Annotated in this window: 16 protein-coding genes; 8 read left to right on the plus strand and 8 right to left on the minus strand. The window is 64.9% G+C overall.

Annotated features, from left to right (window positions below; genetic code table 11):
• Positions 1-157 precede the first annotated feature (157 nt).
• From ACZI8R_RS11195 to ACZI8R_RS11215, 5 genes are read right to left on the minus strand one after another with little or no spacing between them, the layout of a single operon-like run.
• Positions 158-769 carry a 5-oxoprolinase subunit B family protein gene (locus ACZI8R_RS11195; RefSeq protein WP_463379694.1) on the minus strand — a complete coding sequence of 204 codons (612 nt, stop codon included), beginning with the start codon at positions 767-769 and terminating at the stop codon, positions 158-160.
• Positions 769-1,527, minus strand: a complete 759-nt coding sequence (locus tag ACZI8R_RS11200; RefSeq protein WP_463379695.1) for a LamB/YcsF family protein — start codon at positions 1,525-1,527, stop codon at positions 769-771. Before ACZI8R_RS11200 ends, ACZI8R_RS11195 begins: the two co-directional genes overlap by 1 nt.
• Positions 1,528-1,537: 10 nt before the next feature.
• Positions 1,538-2,443: a metal ABC transporter permease gene (locus ACZI8R_RS11205; RefSeq protein ID WP_463379696.1), complete on the minus strand. Its 906-nt coding sequence runs from the start codon at positions 2,441-2,443 to the stop codon at positions 1,538-1,540.
• Positions 2,440-3,336, minus strand: a complete 897-nt coding sequence (locus ACZI8R_RS11210; protein ID WP_463379697.1) for a metal ABC transporter ATP-binding protein — start codon at positions 3,334-3,336, stop codon at positions 2,440-2,442. Before ACZI8R_RS11210 ends, ACZI8R_RS11205 begins: the two co-directional genes overlap by 4 nt.
• Positions 3,337-3,357: 21 nt before the next feature.
• Positions 3,358-4,317, minus strand: coding sequence for a metal ABC transporter solute-binding protein, Zn/Mn family (locus ACZI8R_RS11215; RefSeq protein WP_463379698.1), 960 nt, complete (start codon positions 4,315-4,317; stop codon positions 3,358-3,360).
• Between the two features lie 131 nt (positions 4,318-4,448).
• Here ACZI8R_RS11215 and ACZI8R_RS11220 point away from each other — a divergent pair, with 131 nt between their 5' ends.
• Complete coding sequence (locus ACZI8R_RS11220) at positions 4,449-5,537, plus strand: LacI family DNA-binding transcriptional regulator (RefSeq protein ID WP_463379699.1); 1,089 nt, start codon at positions 4,449-4,451, stop codon at positions 5,535-5,537.
• A 24-nt stretch (positions 5,538-5,561) separates the two neighbouring features.
• On the opposite strand, the gene ACZI8R_RS11225 is transcribed toward ACZI8R_RS11220, so the two are convergent.
• The 3 genes from ACZI8R_RS11225 to kstR all read right to left on the minus strand — a co-directional run bounded on the left by ACZI8R_RS11225 (position 5,562) and on the right by kstR (position 9,410).
• On the minus strand, positions 5,562-6,029 hold the full coding sequence (locus ACZI8R_RS11225) for a hypothetical protein (RefSeq protein WP_463379700.1): 468 nt from the start codon (positions 6,027-6,029) through the stop codon (positions 5,562-5,564).
• Positions 6,030-6,153: 124 nt separating this feature from the next.
• Positions 6,154-8,694, minus strand: a complete 2,541-nt coding sequence (gene otsB / locus ACZI8R_RS11230) for a trehalose-phosphatase (RefSeq protein ID WP_463379701.1) — start codon at positions 8,692-8,694, stop codon at positions 6,154-6,156.
• Positions 8,695-8,774: 80 nt separating this feature from the next.
• A complete protein-coding gene (gene kstR, locus ACZI8R_RS11235) occupies positions 8,775-9,410 on the minus strand; it encodes a cholesterol catabolism transcriptional regulator KstR (protein ID WP_463379702.1) in 636 nt (211 codons plus the stop codon).
• 93 nt (positions 9,411-9,503) lie between these two features.
• Between kstR and ACZI8R_RS11240 the strand changes: the two genes are divergently transcribed.
• The 7 genes from ACZI8R_RS11240 (at position 9,504) to ACZI8R_RS11270 (ending at position 17,494) form a co-directional block, all read left to right on the plus strand.
• Positions 9,504-11,663 carry an acyl-CoA dehydrogenase family protein gene (locus ACZI8R_RS11240; RefSeq protein WP_463379703.1) on the plus strand — a complete coding sequence of 720 codons (2,160 nt, stop codon included), beginning with the start codon at positions 9,504-9,506 and terminating at the stop codon, positions 11,661-11,663.
• A gap of 84 nt (positions 11,664-11,747) precedes the next feature.
• The gene (locus tag ACZI8R_RS11245; protein ID WP_463379704.1) at positions 11,748-12,788 is read left to right on the plus strand and encodes an acyl-CoA dehydrogenase family protein; all 1,041 of its coding nucleotides are present in this window, start codon (positions 11,748-11,750) and stop codon (positions 12,786-12,788) included.
• A complete protein-coding gene (locus tag ACZI8R_RS11250; protein WP_463379705.1) occupies positions 12,773-13,924 on the plus strand; it encodes an acyl-CoA dehydrogenase family protein in 1,152 nt (383 codons plus the stop codon). Before ACZI8R_RS11245 ends, ACZI8R_RS11250 begins: the two co-directional genes overlap by 16 nt.
• 7 nt (positions 13,925-13,931) lie before the next feature.
• Positions 13,932-14,921 carry a bifunctional MaoC family dehydratase N-terminal/OB-fold nucleic acid binding domain-containing protein gene (locus ACZI8R_RS11255; RefSeq protein WP_463379706.1) on the plus strand — a complete coding sequence of 330 codons (990 nt, stop codon included), beginning with the start codon at positions 13,932-13,934 and terminating at the stop codon, positions 14,919-14,921.
• Positions 14,918-15,340: a MaoC family dehydratase gene (locus ACZI8R_RS11260; RefSeq protein ID WP_463379707.1), complete on the plus strand. Its 423-nt coding sequence runs from the start codon at positions 14,918-14,920 to the stop codon at positions 15,338-15,340. The genes ACZI8R_RS11255 and ACZI8R_RS11260 overlap by 4 nt, the downstream gene beginning before the upstream one ends.
• Positions 15,337-16,506, plus strand: a complete 1,170-nt coding sequence (locus ACZI8R_RS11265; protein WP_463379708.1) for a lipid-transfer protein — start codon at positions 15,337-15,339, stop codon at positions 16,504-16,506. The genes ACZI8R_RS11260 and ACZI8R_RS11265 overlap by 4 nt, the downstream gene beginning before the upstream one ends.
• A 115-nt stretch (positions 16,507-16,621) precedes the next feature.
• Positions 16,622-17,494, plus strand: a complete 873-nt coding sequence (locus ACZI8R_RS11270) for a hypothetical protein (protein WP_463379709.1) — start codon at positions 16,622-16,624, stop codon at positions 17,492-17,494.
• Positions 17,495-17,503: the final 9 nt, after the last annotated feature.

A 17,503-nucleotide genomic window follows, 5' to 3' on the forward strand; every position in this document is an offset into this window, starting at 1 on the left:
AATCGACCATGGCGAAGAAACTATCGCGCGCCTCGTCCAGCTTCGACGCACATCCCGTCATCGCACATCACCCACACCTGATCAGGAGCCGTGGTGCATCGACCGGTTGACCCCGCCTCAGCTGAACGTGTGTGACATTGGTCAGGGTGGGCGGGGGTCAGACGGCGTCGAAATGCACGACGGTTCCGGGCTGCAGCAGCGCGGGCGGGGACCGCTGAGGGTCCCACATGGCGATCTCCGTCGTGCCGATCAACTGCCAACCGCCGGGTGAGCTGCGCGGGTAGACACCGCTGAACTCGCCTGCAAGCGCGACCGAACCGGTGGGCACGGCGGTTCGGGGCTCGGCGCGACGAGGTACGTGCAGCCGTGCGTCACCACCGACGAGGTAGCCGAATCCGGGTGCGAAACCGCCGAACGCGACGGTCCAGGGCGTCGAGGTGTGCGCCGAGATCACTTCGTCGATGCTCAGGCCGGTCGCCTCGGACACGTCGGCCAGGTCGGGTCCGTCGTAGTGCACCGGGACATGGACTTCTGTCGCTGCGGATTCCCCGGCTGCCGCGCCGGGCGTCGTCGTCTCGAGCCACCGGGCGACCTTCTCGCGCGGGATAGATGCCGGATCGAAACGGACGAGCACTGTTCGAGCGGCCGGAACCAGCTCCCACACGCCGATGGGCCGGGAGCGGTCGAGGGCACGAAAGTGGGCCAGCGTGGTGTCCAGATCGCCGAACTCGGCGAGCACCGCGGCGTGACCGACCTGCAGAACCTCCATCACACGAACGGTGCCACGTCGATGCCTTCCGAGTCCAGAAGCGAGCGGACGGCGTGAGCCATCTCGACCGCGCCGGTCGTGTCGCCGTGTACGCACACCGATTCGGCCGAGGTGCGCAGCACGGTGCCGTCGACGGCTTCGATCGTTCCGTCCACGATCATTCGCCGAACCCGTTCGGCGACGGCCGAGGGTTCGTGGAGCACCGACCCGGACTCGCTCCGTGGCACCAGCGTTCCCTCGGGGGTGTAGGCCCGGTCGGCGAATGCCTCGGTGACCGTGCGAAGGCCGGCCTTGTCCGCTTCTTCGAGAAAGATCGAGCCTGGAAGTCCGAGTACGGGAAGGGTCTCGTCGTAGTCTCGGACCGCCTCGACGACAGCGCGAGCCTGATCGCGGTGATGAACGATGGCGTTGTACAGGGCGCCGTGTGGTTTCACGTAGGCGACGGCAGAACCGGTCGTCTGGGCGAGTCCGTCGAGCGCGCCGATCTGATAGATGACGTCGGCAGTGAGGTCCGCCGACGGCACGTCGATGAACCGGCGGCCGAATCCGACGAGGTCGTGGTAGCCCACCTGTGCGCCGATCCGTACGGTGCGCGCCGCGGCGGCCCGGCAGGTGGCGAGCAAGGTGGACGGGTCGCCGGCGTGGAATCCGCAGGCGACGTTGGCGCTGGTGACAACGTCGAGAATGGCATCGTCGTCACCGAGCTTCCAGGCTCCGTAGCTTTCGCCGAGGTCACTGTTCAGGTCGATTGACGGCACACGGTCGATTCTAGGGAGTCGCGCGCTCCGGGAGGGTCAGGTCTTCGGTGACACGGCCGGCGTTGCTGCGTTTCCTGGTGCCGACGACTCGGCACACGAGGTAGATGACGAACGACACCGCAGTCACGAAGCTCGAGACCGGCACGCCGGGGGCCAGAGAAAGCAAGATTCCGCCGACCGCGGCAAGTTCGGCGAAGACGACGGAGAGGATCGTCGCCTTGAGCGGGCTGGCGGTCACGTATGCCGCGGCCGCGGCCGGGGTGATGAGCAAGGCCATCACCAACAGCGCGCCCACCACCTGGACGCCGAGGGCAGCGGTGACACCGACCAGGACCGCGAACACGATCGACAGCTTGCGGACGGGAACTCCGCGCGCCTCGGCGACCTCCGGGTCGGTGCTCGCGAACAGCAGCGGTCGATAGATGAGAATGATGGCGCCGATCACCAGGACTGCGCACAGAGACAGCAGTTCCAGTCCGCTGTTGCCCGGTGCCACGATCTGACCCACCAGCAGCGAGAAGCTGGACCCGGCCCGGCCCTCGTACGCCCACATGAACAGCACCGAGAGGCCGAGACCGAACGCCATGATGACGCCGATGACAGAGTCGCGATCGCGCGCCTTCGCCCCGAGGAGACCGAAGAGGACGGCTGCCACCACCGATCCCGCGATGGCGCCCAGGCCGACGCTCGTACCGATGAGCAACGCCGCCGAAGCGCCCGTCAACGACAGCTCGCTGGTCCCGTGAACTGCGAAGGACATCTGCCTGCTGACGATCAACGGCCCGATGACGCCGGCCAGCAGGCCGAGGATCGCGCCGGCGATCAGGGCTTGCTGAACGAAGTCGTACTGGAGCAGTTCCACGGTCGCCGACACGTCGAACATGCGCGACATCGCATCCGCGAACTTGCCGTTCATCCGTGATCCTCGTCTGTGTGGTGGACGCCCTCGCCGGGACGCAATCCGCCGGCGCTTCCGAGTGCATCGATCGCGTCACCTGTGCCGATCACGACGAGCCTTCCGCGTACGTGCAGAACCTCGACATCCGTCCGGTAGAGCTCGGACAGCACTTCCGACGTCATGACCTCTTCGGGGGTGCCGATCCGGAACTGCCCGTCGACGAGGTACAGCACGCGGTCGACAAGGGGGAGGATCGGGTTGATCTCGTGGGTCACGAACAGCACTGCGGTGTCGTGAGTTCGGCGACGACGGTCGATGAGACTCGACACGAGGTGCTGGTTTGCAAGATCCAGGCTCAAGAGGGGCTCGTCGCACAGCAGTATCTTCGGGTCTCCCACCAGCGCCTGCGCGATACGAAGACGTTGTTGCTCGCCGCCGGACATCGAACCGATGGGTGCGTCGGCGAAGGCCTCTGCGCCGACCTGACGCACCGCGTCGTCCACGATCGACCGTCGTGATGCACGGCGGAATATTCCTGTGCCCCATCGATGTCCGTCGACTCCGAGGCCGACGAGGTCACGACCGCGGAGTGGGAGACCGTCGTCGATCGACTTCTGCTGCGGTATGTATCCCACGTGCGCGTTACCGGTACGCGCTTTCTCGCCTGCGATGCGCGCGGTACCGGCGCCCAGTGCGAGCTGGCCGAGCAGGACCTTGAGGAGTGACGTCTTGCCGGAACCGTTCGGGCCGAGGACCGCGATGAACTCGCCGGGCTGCACTTCGAGATTCAGTTCGTCCCACAGAGTGCGTTCACCGAACGACAGCCGCGCGTTCGTCAGTTCGAGGGCGGGTGCGCGGTTGTCGTCGGCAGGATTGTCGAAATCGGGGGAGTTCGTCGAAGAATCTGTCACAAGTCGGTTCTGTTCGGTCGATCAGGCGGGAGTGTCGAGGGCGTTCGCCAGGGCAGTGGCGTTGGCGGTCTGCCACTGAATGTAGTCCTGGCCCTCGGGAAGAGTCTCGGTAACCTCCACAACCGGGATTGCCGCGGACTCGGCGGTACTGCGCATGTCCTGGGTCACCCGATCCTGGGTCTGGACGTTGTACACGAGGACTCGAACCTGCTTGTCGGTCAGGATGCGGCGGGTCTCGGCAATTGCGGCGGGGGCGGGATCGTTGCCCTCCTCGATCGCGCTCGTGAACTCCGGCGGGGTCAGATCGCGGGCACCGGCGGCTTCCAGAAGGTAGTGGGCAATGGGCTCGGATTGCGCGACCGGGGCATCAGGGTGGGTGGCCGCGATCCGGTCCGTGACTGCGGTGATCTGCTGCAGTTCTCCGCCGAATTCGTCGGCGTTGGCTCGGTACTCTTCGGCCCCCGCGGGGTCGAGTTCTGCGAGCTTCTCCGCGACGCCCTGAGCGACCGCGTCGACTGTGGGGACGTCGAACCACACATGCTCGTTCACGGCGCCGTGCTCGTGGCCCTCGTGATCGTCGTGGCCTTCGTGGTCGTGACCTTCGTGCTCGTCGGCGTGCGCTCCACCCTCGAGGAGTCCGTACGCCTCGACGGTCGCGATGTCGCTTCCGGAAGACTCGAGGACGTCGTCGACGAACTGGTCGTAACCGCCACCGTTGTAGACGAGAAGGGATGCGTCCGAGATCTTGGCGGCATCGAGTGGGCTCGCCTCGAAGGAGTGCGGGTCGGCGGACGGTTCGTCGATGATCGACGTCACCTCGATGCGGTCTCCCGCCACGGCCTGGGCAACGCTGCCCCAGACGCTGGTGGACGCCACGACCGTCAATTCGCCGTCGTCGGGAGAGGTGCCGCAGGCAGTGACGGTGAGGGCAGCGACCGCGAGACCTACTGCTGCGGCGGTGCCGCGAACGCTGGTGTGCACAGATACTCCGAGAATGATTATTAATGCTATTGGAAACCGTTACCGTTCCACATTAGCGCATCGTTGCAGGTGATGCACGTTCGGATCGACCCAGACAGGTGATGTGGGGCGGGAGGTACTAACGTCCTGATATGCCCAGGTCACGTCAGCCACGCCGTCAGGCCACGTTGGCGTCTCTCGCCGCCGAGCTCGAAATCTCTCGCACGACGGTGTCCAATGCGTACAACCGTCCGGATCAGTTGTCGCAGGAACTACGCGACCGCGTCCTGGAAGCGGCCCGCAGACGCGGCTATGCCGGCCCCGATCCGGTGGCGCGGTCACTCCGAACGCGCCGCGCGGGAGCGGTCGGGCTGTTGCTCACAGAGGCCCTGAGCTATTCGTTCCGTGACCCGGCGGCGATGAGTTTTCTCGCAGGACTGACCGAGTCGTGTGAAGCGGCCGGCCAAGGACTGCTGTTGATTCCGGCGGGCCCGGGACGGGAAGACGTGGACGCCGGCGTAGTCGTACAGCAGGCCGGGGTCGACGGCTTCGTCGTGTATTCCGTCGCCGACGACGATCCCTACTTGGCCGCAGTGTGCGATCGACACCTACCGATGGTGGTCTGTGATCAGCCGCGTGAGATCCCGGGGGCATCTCGCATCGGCATCGACGATCGGGCCGCGATGCGGGAGGTTGCCGACCATCTGATCGAGCTGGGACACGAGCGGTTCGGCGTGCTGTGCATGCGATTGGGTCGTGACCGCGCTGACGGCGTGGTGACGCCGGAGCGTCTGAAGACACCGCACTTTCACGTGCAGCGCGAGCGTATCGAGGGAGTGCGGGATGCGATGGCGGCCGCGGGGCTCGATCCTGCCGGACTCACTGTCGTCGAGCGATTCGAGCATTCGGGCTCGTCCGGCCATACCGCGGCGGCGCAGGCGCTCGCGGCGGATCCGGGCATCACGGCACTCGTGTGCACCTCGGACGTTCTGGCGATCGGAGCCCTCGAATGGGCGCGTGGGCAGGGGATCGACGTTCCCCGTGATCTGTCGATCAGCGGGTTCGACGGCGTCGACCAGGCGATCCGCGAGGGGTTGACCACCGTCCGTCAGCCGCAGGAGGAGAAGGGGCGCAGGGCGGGCGCCCTGCTCATGTCGCCGTCCCATTCGGGCGTGGCGGCCGTCGAGATGCTCGACACCGAACTCTTTCGTGGGGCCACCACCGGCCCGGCTCGAACCTGAGCCGGCAGAGCAGAATCAGAGGGATCAGCTTCCCGACGCGTAGGGAGTCCATACCCAGAACGTGTGACCCCGCGAGGTGCAACGAAGATCGGCCTTGAGTCCCGGAATGCAGGAAGCCCCGGCGTAGTCGAGTTGTCCTGACAGTTCACGGTTTCCGTCGGGAAGGGTGTGGGGCGTTCCGATCGCGGGCCCAGGGTGCGCCGGCGATCCCGACGAGTCGAGCACTATCTCGCGCACATCGGTGTAGAACTCGTCGCCCACCGTCATCTGCATGTTCGAGTTCAGGTCACAGCCGACATCGCCGTTCGGACTGATCGCGCAGTTGTGTCCCTGGAACTGGAAGTAGGCGGTGTCGCCCACGAGATAGTCCGCCGTGTTCGCCGGGGGTGGGTCGTACGGGCCCGCCGCGGCCACGCCCGCAGCCAGGAGTGGAAGGGACGCTGCCGCCACGACGGTTGCAAACGCCTTACCGATCGTCGACTCGGTTGTCATGATCTCCTCGCTTCGCCTCTGGTGCCCGGTCGTGTAGACCGTCGTCGCCGAGACGAGATTCGTTACCCTGCCCCGCCCCTGTGAGTGGTCTGCGAGTCCCTGGACTCGTCGACCACTCACGGGGTCAGGCGAGTAGTTGTGCGCAGCGCAGCAGACCGATGTGGCTGTACGCCTGTGGATGGTTGCCCAGCGAGCGCTCCGCGACGGGGTCGTACTCCTCGCTGAGGAGGCCGGTCGGCCCGGCGGCATCCACCAGCTGAGCGAACAGAGCCTCGGCCTGCGAACGTGCACCGACGAGGAGGTAGGCCTCGACAAGCCATGCCGCACACAGGTGGAATCCGCCCTCGGCTCCAGGAAGACCGTCGTCGTGGTGGTACCGGTACACGGTGGAACCGCTGCGAAGTTCGGCCTCGGTGGCCACGACAGTCGCCGCGAACCGCTCGTCCGTCGGATCGATCAGACCCGAAAGGCCGATGAACAACGTGGCGGCGTCCAGGTCTGTGCCATCGTAAGCCGCTGTGTAGGAACGGACTTCCTCGTTCCAGCCCTTCTCGCGAACCTCGTGTGCGATTTCGTCTCGCAGCTCGGCCCACCCCGGCTGCGACGGCCTGTCGAACTCGTCCGCAAGATTCTGTGCCCGGTCCACCGAAACCCAGCCCATCACCTTCGAATAGACGTGGTGGCGCGGGTTGTCGCGAATCTCCCAGATTCCGTGGTCGGGTTCGAACCACCGACGTTCGACCGCTTCGACCATGGCGCACACCAGTTCCCAGTCCCGATCGCTGAGTGCGTCGACGACACCTTGGCCTCTGCGTGTGTGCGCGAGATCGGAGATGAGTTCGACGATCGGCCCGAATACGTCCAACTGCACCTGCTGGTTGGCGGCGTTGCCGATGCGGACCGGGCGTGAACCGGCGTAACCGGGCAGCGAATCGATGACGGCCTCGGGAGGAAGGCCGGTACCGGCCAATGTGTAGAGCGGGTGCAGACGTTCTGGCCCGGGAAGGGTTTCGAGGACGTCGTGTACCCAATCGAGATAGTTCTCGGCCTCGGCGGTGGATCCGACGCTGACGAGGGCGGACGCGGTGAGTGCGGCATCTCGAAGCCAGCAGTAGCGGTAGTCCCAGTTGCGGACGCCGCCGACCTCTTCCGGCAACGATGTGGTCGCGGCCGCCATGATCGCGCCGGAATCGGCGTGCACCAATCCGCGCAGGGTGAGCGCGGAACGCTTGATCAGATCGGGCTTGAGGGCAGGAAGGGTCAAGCTGTTCGCCCAGTCCCGCCAATAGGATTCGGACTCCTCGCGCCGATCCGTTTCCGGTCGGGAGTCGGGACCGATATCTTCTGTCCCGCAACGGAGTTCGAGAACGATGTCGCCACCGGACGGATCGACTACCGCATGCGCCGTCTGCTGAGCACCGTCGGACTCGACCGTCCACTCCACACCCGGAGACCGGAGGACTATCGGTTCGTTGGTGCCGTACACGCGAAGTCCACCGTCTTCGACTTCGAGTTGCACCTGGCTCTGCCCGAACTCCGGACGTGGAGCGAAGGTGACGACAGCGGGTGCGGTGCCGGAGATGACGCGGGTCAGATCGGTGCGACCGGGCTCTGCATCGTTCGGCAGGTAGTCGGTCACTGCCAGGCTCGCCCAGCGGGTCTGCACGGTCATGGTGCCGTCGATGTACCGCTGGCTGAGCGGCAGGGAAGGCCGTTCCGGGGCGACGGTGAAATGTCCGGCACCGGTGCCGCCGAGAAGATGCGCGAACACCGACGCGGAATCCGGCTCGGGGTGACACAACCACGTCACGGTCGCGTCGGGGGTCACGAGGGCGACGGTCCGCGGATTCGCCAGCATCGTCAGTCGTTCGATCGGGGCGGCGTCCGCACCGGACAGCCACGTGCGACGCTCCTCCAGGAGGAATGCGAGGGCCGCTGCCACGTCTTCCGTGCTCGCCACGCGATAGGCGGCAGCGCTGTCGCCGTCACCTACCTTGATGCCGATGTCGGGGCCTTGGAGTCTGTTGAAGGCCTTCTCGTCCGTCACGTCGTCGCCGATGAACACGGCGGCGGTCGCGCCTTCCTGGTGGCGAATGATGTCGAGTGCGTGCCCCTTGTCGGTCACGACCACTGCGAGTTCGATGACCGACTTGCCCTCCGTGACGTCCACTCCGTGCCACGTCGCGGCGCCGGTCCGCACGATGTCGATGGCCTTCGACGCATCTGCTGCCTCGGCATTGCGCACGTGGAATGCGACGCTGGCAGGTTTGATCTCGACGCTGGTTCCCGGGAACAGGGCGGTGATCCGTTGGAGTTCGGCTGTGATCTCGGCGTGCAGAGTCTTCGCGTCGGCGTCGATCGCGTGTACGAAGCCGATATCGAACTCGGACCCGTGGCTGCCGACGAGATGCACCTCGGAAGGCAGACGCGACAGCGCTGCGAGGTCTTTGAGGGCACGGCCCGAGATCACGGCGGCGGTGGTGGCGGACAAACCGGCGAGAGCCCGCAGCGCGAGCACCGATTCCGCGAGCGGAAACGCCTTCTCCGGGTTCGAGACGATCGGTGCCATGGTGCCGTCGTAATCGGAGGCGACGAGGAGTCGCGGGGTCCGCGCCACGGCGGCGAGGGCGCGACGGAGTTCGATGGGCAGATCTTGGGCGCTCACTGTTCACAATCTAGGCGATTGTGTGCCGCGGGGCCCGGCACGGGGCATCCGGACTCGGTCGGAATCCGGTCCGCGAGAGGTCAGGCAGGTTCTCGGTCGCCGTCACCCAGCAGGAGTTCGACGGTGAGCTCGAGGCGTGTGGCGACATCGGTCGCGGACGATCGGCGTGTGAGCCATGCCACCAGATTCGACAGCCACACGTCGGAGATCACCCGGGCCACCGCATATTGCTCTTCGGTCGGTTCGGTGTCGGTCATGGCTCGGACGAAGAGGCGATCCATCGACTTGCCGACCTGTTCGACCTCTGCGGCTGCGGAGGCGTCGGCGAACATGAATGCTCGGGTCATGGCCTCGGTGAGGAGTGGATCTCGCTGCATTGCGCGCGTGATCTGGGTCAGGATGGTCTGCATCCGCTCGCGCTGGCTCCCGCCGGGGGGCGTCTTGCCGCGTGAATCGATTCGCTCGAGTTCGCGGCCGAGGGCAGAGACCAACAGGTGCACCTTGGAAGGGAAGTACCGGTAGAGCGTTCCGACCGCCACGTCGGCCTTCTCGGCCACTGCTCGCATCTGGACGGCCTCGTATCCACCCTTCGACGCGAGGGCGAGTGTCGAATCGAGAATTCTCTTTCGCCGCTCGCGCTGCGCGTTGGAATTGAGGTCGTCTTCCCCAAGCGTGGCGGTGACCGTTGTCGACCGTGTTCGGGATGTACTCGTCATCTACAGATTTCCTTCGCGCCTTGACTCTTGTCAGGTGACATATTAGAACACGTTCTAGAGTTGTGTGTCATTACCGAGAGGCGGATACCCGTTGTGACTGTCGCCACCACCGAAGAGCAGAGGGCGGTGCAGGAGTCTGTACGAGCGTGGGCCCGCTCGACCGAACCGCTCGCCACGGTACGTCAGGGACCAGCAGATTCGTGGCGGTCCTCGTGGGACTCGTTCGCTTCGCTCGGGATTTTTTCGGTCGCCGTTCCTGAGGAAGTCGGCGGTTCGGGCGCGGAAATCGTCGACCTCGTCGCCATGCTCGAGCAGGCGGCAACCGAACTCGTTCCGGGTCCTGTTCTCACTACGGCACTGGCCGCACTCGTGGTCGGTCGAAGCGGCGGCCCCGCGGCCAAGCACTGGTCCGAGGAGCTTGCCGAAGGAGTCGTTCCGTGCGGCGTCGTGGTGGACGGGCCGGCGCTGTCCGCCGAGCGTTCCTCGGACGGTGGATTGACCCTCACCGGACGTACAGGACCGGTCCTCGGCGGCGAGGAGGGCGTATCCGTCCTGGTGTCCGCCGATACCGGTGACGGTGTCGTGTGGTGCCTCGTGGACGGCAGCACGGACGGCCTGAAGCACGTCGCCGCCGACACGATCGACAAGAGTCGGCCGTTCGGCAGCATCGAATGCACCGGATTGGTGGTGTCGGCCGACCGCGTCGTCGACGGGGTGCGGGACGGGCTGGTTCGCGATCTCGCTGCGACCCTTGCCGCCGCCGAGGCCTCTGGAGTCGCGAGTTGGTGCCTGCGGACCGCCGTGGAATACGCGAAGATTCGTGAGCAGTTCGGCAAACCCATCGGCTCCTTCCAAGCGATCAAGCACCTGTGCGCCGAGATGTTGTGCCGTGTGGAGCAGGCCGGGGCGGCCGCGTGGGATGCCGCTGTTGCTGCCGAAAATGCCTGGACGGACGATTCGGAACTCGAGATCGCGGCTGCGGTCGCGGCAACGGTGACGCTCGATGCTGCGGTGGAGAACGCGAAGGACTGCATCCAGGTGCTCGGTGGAATCGGATTCACCTGGGAGCACGAAGCTCACTTCTATCTACGACGTGCGACATCGCTGCGGCAGTTGCTCGGTGGATCCGCCCGCTGGCGAGCGAGGGTGGCCGAGCTGACCCGTGGGGGAGCCCGCAGGCATCTCTCGATCGACCTCTCCGACCTGGAGTCGGAGCGTGCCGGTATTCGGGCGGAGATTGCGGAACTGGTGAATCGGCCCGAATCCGAGCGCCGGGCGGCGTTGGCGGAATCGGGCTACCTCGCACCGCACTGGCCGGTGCCGTACGGGCGCGGCGCCAAGGCTGCGCAGCAGATCCTCATCGAGGAAGAACTTGCGGCAGTGGGCGTCTCGCGACCCGATCTGGTGATCGGGTGGTGGGCCGTCCCGACGATCCTCGAGCACGGCAGTCCCGAACAAATCGAGAAGTTCGCGACGCCGACGCTGCGCGGCGAGATCGTCTGGTGTCAGTTGTTCAGTGAGCCCGGAGCCGGTTCGGACCTGGCCGCGTTGCGTACCACTGCCGAACGCGTGGAGGGTGGCTGGAAGCTGCAGGGGCAGAAGGTCTGGACGTCCAAGGCTCAGGAAGCCGACTGGGCGATATGCCTGGCACGTACCGATCGGGAGGCGCCCAAGCACAAGGGCATCAGCTACTTCCTGATCGACATGAAGACGCCGGGAATCACGATCAAGCCGCTTCGTGAGATCACCGGTGACTCACTGTTCAACGAGGTGTACCTGGACGGTGTGTTCGTTCCCGACGAACTCCTCGTCGGCAACCTCGGTGACGGCTGGAAGTTGGCGCGCACGACGCTCGCGAACGAGCGCGTTGCGATGAGCGGCGGCTCGTCGCTCGGTGGGGCGATGGAGGAACTGCTGAAGATCGCCGGCGACTCCGATCCGGTCACCGACGACAAGTTGGGCACGTTGATCAGCAACGCTCTGGTGGGGTCTCTGCTGCAACTGCGCACCACGCTTCGTCAGCTGGAAGGTCAGGACCCGGGAGCCGCGTCGAGCGTCCAGAAGCTCGTGGGTGTCCGCCAGCGCCAGACGGTGGCCGAGTTCGCGATGGATTTCGCAGGCCCGGACGGCTGGGTCGAGGGGTCGTTGTCGTACGAGTTCTTCAACACTCGCTGCCTGTCGATCGCGGGTGGAACGACCCAGATCCTGTCGACCGTTGCCGCCGAGCGGATTCTGGGACTTCCGCGGGGCTGAGCGGATCGGATGCCGCCACTTTCGGTCCGGCCCCGATGGTGATACAACTAGAACACGTTCTAAATTCAAGGTGGGAGTGTCAGCGTGGACTTCACTCGAGACGAAACACAGCAGGCCGTGGCGCAGGTCGCCAGTGGTCTGCTTGCCCGTGACCTCGATTCCGACGCGCTCTGGGCGGCATTCGCGAGCGCAGATCTGCTCACGCTCGCTCTGCCCGAACGTCTCGGCGGCGAGGGGTTGTCGGTGACGGACGTGGGGGCACTCCTCACCGAGGTAGGACGTGAGGCGGCGTCGATTCCGGCGCTGGCAACTCTGGGATTCGGCGTTCTGCCGATCGTCGCGCTCGGCGACGAAGCTCAGCAGGATGCCTTGTTGAGCGGTGTCGCCGAGGGACGCACTTTCACCGCCGCACTTTCCGAGCCGGGCGCGCAATTCCCGAACGATCCGACCACCGTCGCGGTGGGTGTCGGGGACGGATACGCGGTCACCGGACGGGTGATCGCCGTTCCGTTCGCCGACAAGGCGCATCGAATCCTCGTTCCGACCGACCAGGGTGTGGTCCTCGTGGATCCGAACGCTTCGGGGGTGACGCTCACGTCCACACCCAGTTCCTCGGGCACCCCGGAGTTCTCGGTGCGGTTCGAGGAAGCCGACGGCGAACTGCTCGCCGCCGGGCCCGATGGCGTGCAGACGCTGTATCGCATCGCTCTCGCTAGTATCGGCGCCGTCGCGGACGGGCTGCTCTCCGGTGCAACAGCTTTGGCAGCCGAACATCTGGCGACACGTCACCAGTTCGGTAAGCCGCTCGCGTCCTTCCAGGCGGTGGCGCAGCAGATCGCCGATGTCTACGTGACTTCGCGGACCCTGCACGTCTCCGCGCTGGCGGCGTCGTGGCGGGTATCCGAGGGGCTCGATGCGAGCGACGATCTCGATGTGATGGCGTACTGGATCGCCTCGGAGATTCCCGCCGCGATGCAGGTTCTTCACCATCTCCACGGCGGGCTCGGCGTCGACGTCACCTACCCGTTGCATCGCTACTACTCGACCGCCAAAGACCTGGCCCGCCTCGTAGGCGGCGCCGGCTGCCGACTCGACCTCGTGGGGGCCCGGTGTTCATCGATCTGACCGACGAGCAGCGTGAGCTGCAGGCAGAACTGCGTCGCTACTTCTCCGGCCTCATCTCGCCCGAAGAGGCCGAGATCATGAAGACGGAGCGGCATGGACCCACCTACCGTGAGGTCATCCGCCGCATGGGCAAGGACGGTTGGCTCGGTGTCGGCTGGCCCGTCGAATTCGGCGGCCGCGGTTTCGGTGAGGTCGAGCAGCAGATCTTCGTCAACGAGGCGGTTCGCGCCGATGTGCCGCTGCCGTCCGTGACCCTGCAGACCGTGGGGCCCACGCTGCAGGAGTACGGCACGGAAGAGCAGAAGCGGAAGTTCCTGCCCGCGATCCTCGCCGGCGAGGTGCACTTCGCAATCGGTTACTCGGAGCCCGAGGCCGGAACCGACCTGGCGTCGCTCAAGACCAGCGCCGTGCGCGACGGCGACGAGTACGTCGTCAACGGCCAGAAGATCTTCACCACCGGCGGGCACGACGCGGACTACCTCTGGCTCGCTGTGCGCACAGGAAGCGCGGACTCGCGGCACCGCGGTATCTCTATTCTCATCATGGACACCAAGGACCCCGGCTACAGCTGGACGCCGATCATCACCTGTGACGGTGCCCATCACGTCAACGCCACCTACTACTCGGACGTTCGTGTTCCGTCGAACATGCTTGTGGGCGAAGAGAACAAGGGCTGGCGTTTGATCACCACCCAGCTCAACCACGAGCGGGTCATGTTGGGTCCGGCGGGCCGTGTGGGTGGCCTCTACGACAGGATTAACGCGTGGGCCGAGACGAAGAAGCTGCTCGACAAGCCGGACGTGCGCCGCGTGCTCGGTGAGATTCACGCGACCTACCGGCTCAACGAGCTGCTCAACTGGCAGGTGGCTTCGGCAGATCCGGAGGCCGTCGACATCGCGGATGCTTCGGCCACCAAAGTATTTGCCACCGAACGTATTCAGCGAGTCGGGCGGATCGCGGAGGAGATCGTGGGCCGCTACGGTGATCCTGCGGACGAAGACACGGCTGAGCTGTCGGTCTGGCTCGACATGCAGGTCAAGAGAAACCTGGTCATCACTTTCGGCGGCGGCGTCAACGAGGTCATGCGCGAGCTCATCGCGACCGCAGGCCTGAAGCTGCCCCGAGTCCCGCGATAGGAGAACTGTGTCGACCTCTGAACAGATCCTGGCCGACGCCGAGACGTTGCGAGCGGCGGGACCGAGCAAGCCGCGGACCGGGCGAGATCCGGTCAACCTCCCGATGATTCGCAACTGGGTCGAGGCGATCGGGGACGAGAACCCGATCTACGTCGACGAGGACGCGGCGCGGGCGGCCGGCCACGACGGCATCGTCGCACCGCCTGCGATGGCACAGGTGTGGACGATGCGCGGTCTCGGGATGAAACGTGCGGGCGACGATCCGCTCGGCAGAATGACGGAGATACTCGACGAGGCCGGCTTCACGTCCGTCGTCGCCACCAACTGTGACTCGATCTATCACCGGTATGTGAAGCCGGGCGAGGACGTCACCATCACGACGGAACTCGAGGACGTGGTGGGGCCGAAGAAGACCGGCTTGGGTGAGGGGTGGTTCTTCACCACTCGCAACTACTGGCGCGTGGGTGACGAACTGGTAGCGGAGATGATGTTCCGCATCCTGAAGTTCGTGCCGAAATCTGCCGACGCACCTGCGTCCGCCGGTGTTCCAGACGATCTGGATGCAGCGAAGATGCTGCGACCCAGCGCCTCACAGGACACCCAGTTCTTCTGGGACGGGGTTTCCGCCCACGAGCTGCGCGTCCAGAAGCGGCCGGACGGCACGTTGCAACACCCGCCCGTGCCTGCGCTCTGGAAAGACAAGACGGAGCAGACCGACTACGTGACGTCGTCGGGCCGGGGGACCGTCTTCAGTTTCGTCGTCCACCACGCGCCGAAGGTTCCCGGACGGTCGTTGCCGTTCGTGGTGGCGCTCGTGGAACTCGAAGAGGGCGTACGGATGCTCGGTGAACTTCGTGACGTCGATCCCGCCGAGGTCACCGTGGGCATGCCGGTGCAGGCGACCTACCTGGACTTCCCCGGCGACGACGAGACCGGCAACACCCCGTGGACGCTGTACGCGTGGCGGCCCGCCGCTGGAGAGAAGGTGCAGGCATGACGGTTTCGACTCTGACGGTGGCAGTCGGCGAGAAGTTGCCGGAGCTGGCAATCTACGGCGATCCGACGTTCATCGTGTCGTCGGCAATTGCGACTCGCGACTACCAGGATGTGCACCACGACAGGGACCTCGCCCAGAAGAAGGGCTCGAAGGACATCTTCGTCAACATCCTCACCGATACGGGTCTGGTGCAGAGGTTCGTCACCGATTGGGCCGGCCCGCGTGCGGTGATCAAGTCGATCAAACTGAAACTGGGTGTGCCCTGGTACGCCTACGACACCCTGACGCTGTCCGGTGAGGTCACCGAAGTCGAAGACGACGTGGTGACGATCGCGATCGTGGGCAGGGACAGTCTCGGCGACCACATCAAGTCCACGGTCACCATGGCGTTCAACACGGAGAACGGAGCCGGTGCATGAGCGGGCTGTCGGGTAAGGCATCGATCGCCGGGATCGGCGCCACGGACTTCTCGAAGGATTCCGGACGTAGTGAACTGCGCCTGGCTGCCGAGGCAGTCACTGCCGCGCTCGACGACGCAGGACTGACTCCCACCGACGTCGACGGTCTGACCTCCTTCACGATGGATACGAACACCGAAGTGGCGGTCGCTCGTTCGGTCGGCATCCCCAATCTGAAGTTCTTCAGCCGCATCCATTACGGCGGCGGTGCCGCGTGCGCAACCATTCAGCAGGCAGCGATGGCGGTTGCCACCGGTGTCGCCGATGTCGTTGTCGCGTATCGCGCATTCAACGAGCGCTCGGGGATGCGCTTCGGGCAGGTCAACAGTGGCCTCGTGCAGCAGGTGAACTCGTCGGGCACCGACAATGCGTTCTCCTACCCCCATGGGTTGTCGACGCCGGCAGCATTCGTGGCGATGGTTGCGCAGCGGTACATGCACGAATACGGAGCCACCAGCGAAGATTTCGGCCGCATCGCGGTCACCGACCGCAAGCATGCGGCCACGAATCCGAATGCGTTCTTCTATCAGAAGCCGATCACGCTCGAGGACCATCAGAACTCGCGGTTCATCGCCGAGCCTCTGCATCTGCTCGATTGCTGCCAGGAGTCCGACGGCGGCATCGCGATTGTGGTGACGTCGCCGGAGCGTGCGAAGGATCTCAAGTGCAAGCCGGTCACGATCGCAGCCGCGGCGCAGGGGAGCGGCTCGGATCAATACATCATGACCAGCTATTACCGTCCGGAGCTGGCGGGATTGCCGGAGATGGAACTGGTCGGGCAGCAGCTGTGGGACCAGGCGGGACTGCGGCCCGGCGACATGCACATGGCGGTGCTGTACGACCACTTCACTCCCTACGCCCTGATGCAGCTCGAGGAACTCGGGTTCTGTGGGCGCGGCGAGGCGAAGGATTTCATCGCGGACGGTGCCATCGAGCTGGGCGGGAAGCTGCCGCTCAACACACACGGCGGCCAGCTCGGTGAGGCCTACATCCACGGCATGAACGGCATCGCCGAGGGTGTGCGTCAGATTCGCGGGACCTCGGTCAACCAGGTGGACGGGGCGCAGAATGTGCTCGTCACCGCGGGTACGGGCGTGCCGACGTCCGGACTGGTGCTCACGGCCTAGTTCGCTCGGCTCCCTTCGCGGTTCCCGCGCATCAGGTACTGCATGGTGAGGTCGCTAGGCCGTCGGCTAGCGGCGTAAGCTGCTGTATTTGGTGGGGTGGAATTCTGGGGGTGGCATGGCGGTCGATTCGGCCCGGTATCCAGTACCCGAAGCTTGGCAAACGAAGATTTTCCGGATTGCATATGCTGGCATCGCCGCGTTTGGTGCTTTCGGGTTGTTCCTCGCAATATTGATCCCTTCTGCGGTAATGTCCGAAGATTGGATCAAAGTCGCGTTTTTCGCATCGACTTCGGTCTTCTTCTCTGTTCTTTCCGGAATGGTCGTTCCGATGAACCGAAACCGATGGAGGGAGTCGGCCGATTGTCGCCGGGTCCGGGTGGAGCGCGATAGCGTGGTGTTACTTCCTTGGGTCTGGGTACAGCTTTCGACCATCGCATGGGCATCCTGTGTTGCTATATCTGGGGCTATCTTGGCAATTGGTATATGGACAGGAAGCCTCACACTTCCGCTTCGTCCTCGTGAACAGGATTCTTTCCCGTACATTGGTTTGATTTTCTCCTTGTACAGCCTTGTGTACCTGATCATGTATGTCCTCAACCGGCGGTCGCGGATGATTGCCATTTCTCCGACTTGGGTACGGTATCCAAAGAATTACATCGGAACCGCGAGCTTCCGTTGGAGTGAGATCGAATCAGTGGACGCACTCGAGCAGAAGGCGCCACGGCAGCCCGTAGGAATTATTCACGTCACCCTCGTGGGGGCCGGTACGTCCGGACAGGATATCCGCGCATTGAACACCAACCCTTTCGGGATCGGTGGGCCGACGATATTTCATTTGCTGAATTATTATCATCAGCACCCCGAATCTCGTAACGAGTTGGCGAGCGAGCGCGCACTTGCTCGAATTCGCAGGGGCGCTCTTATTGCTGATGATGAAATGTCACGTGCCGACGGCGAAGGGTACTCTGACCATGGACAGTCACGATGATTCGCCTAG

This window comes from Rhodococcus huquni (genome assembly GCF_055231055.1).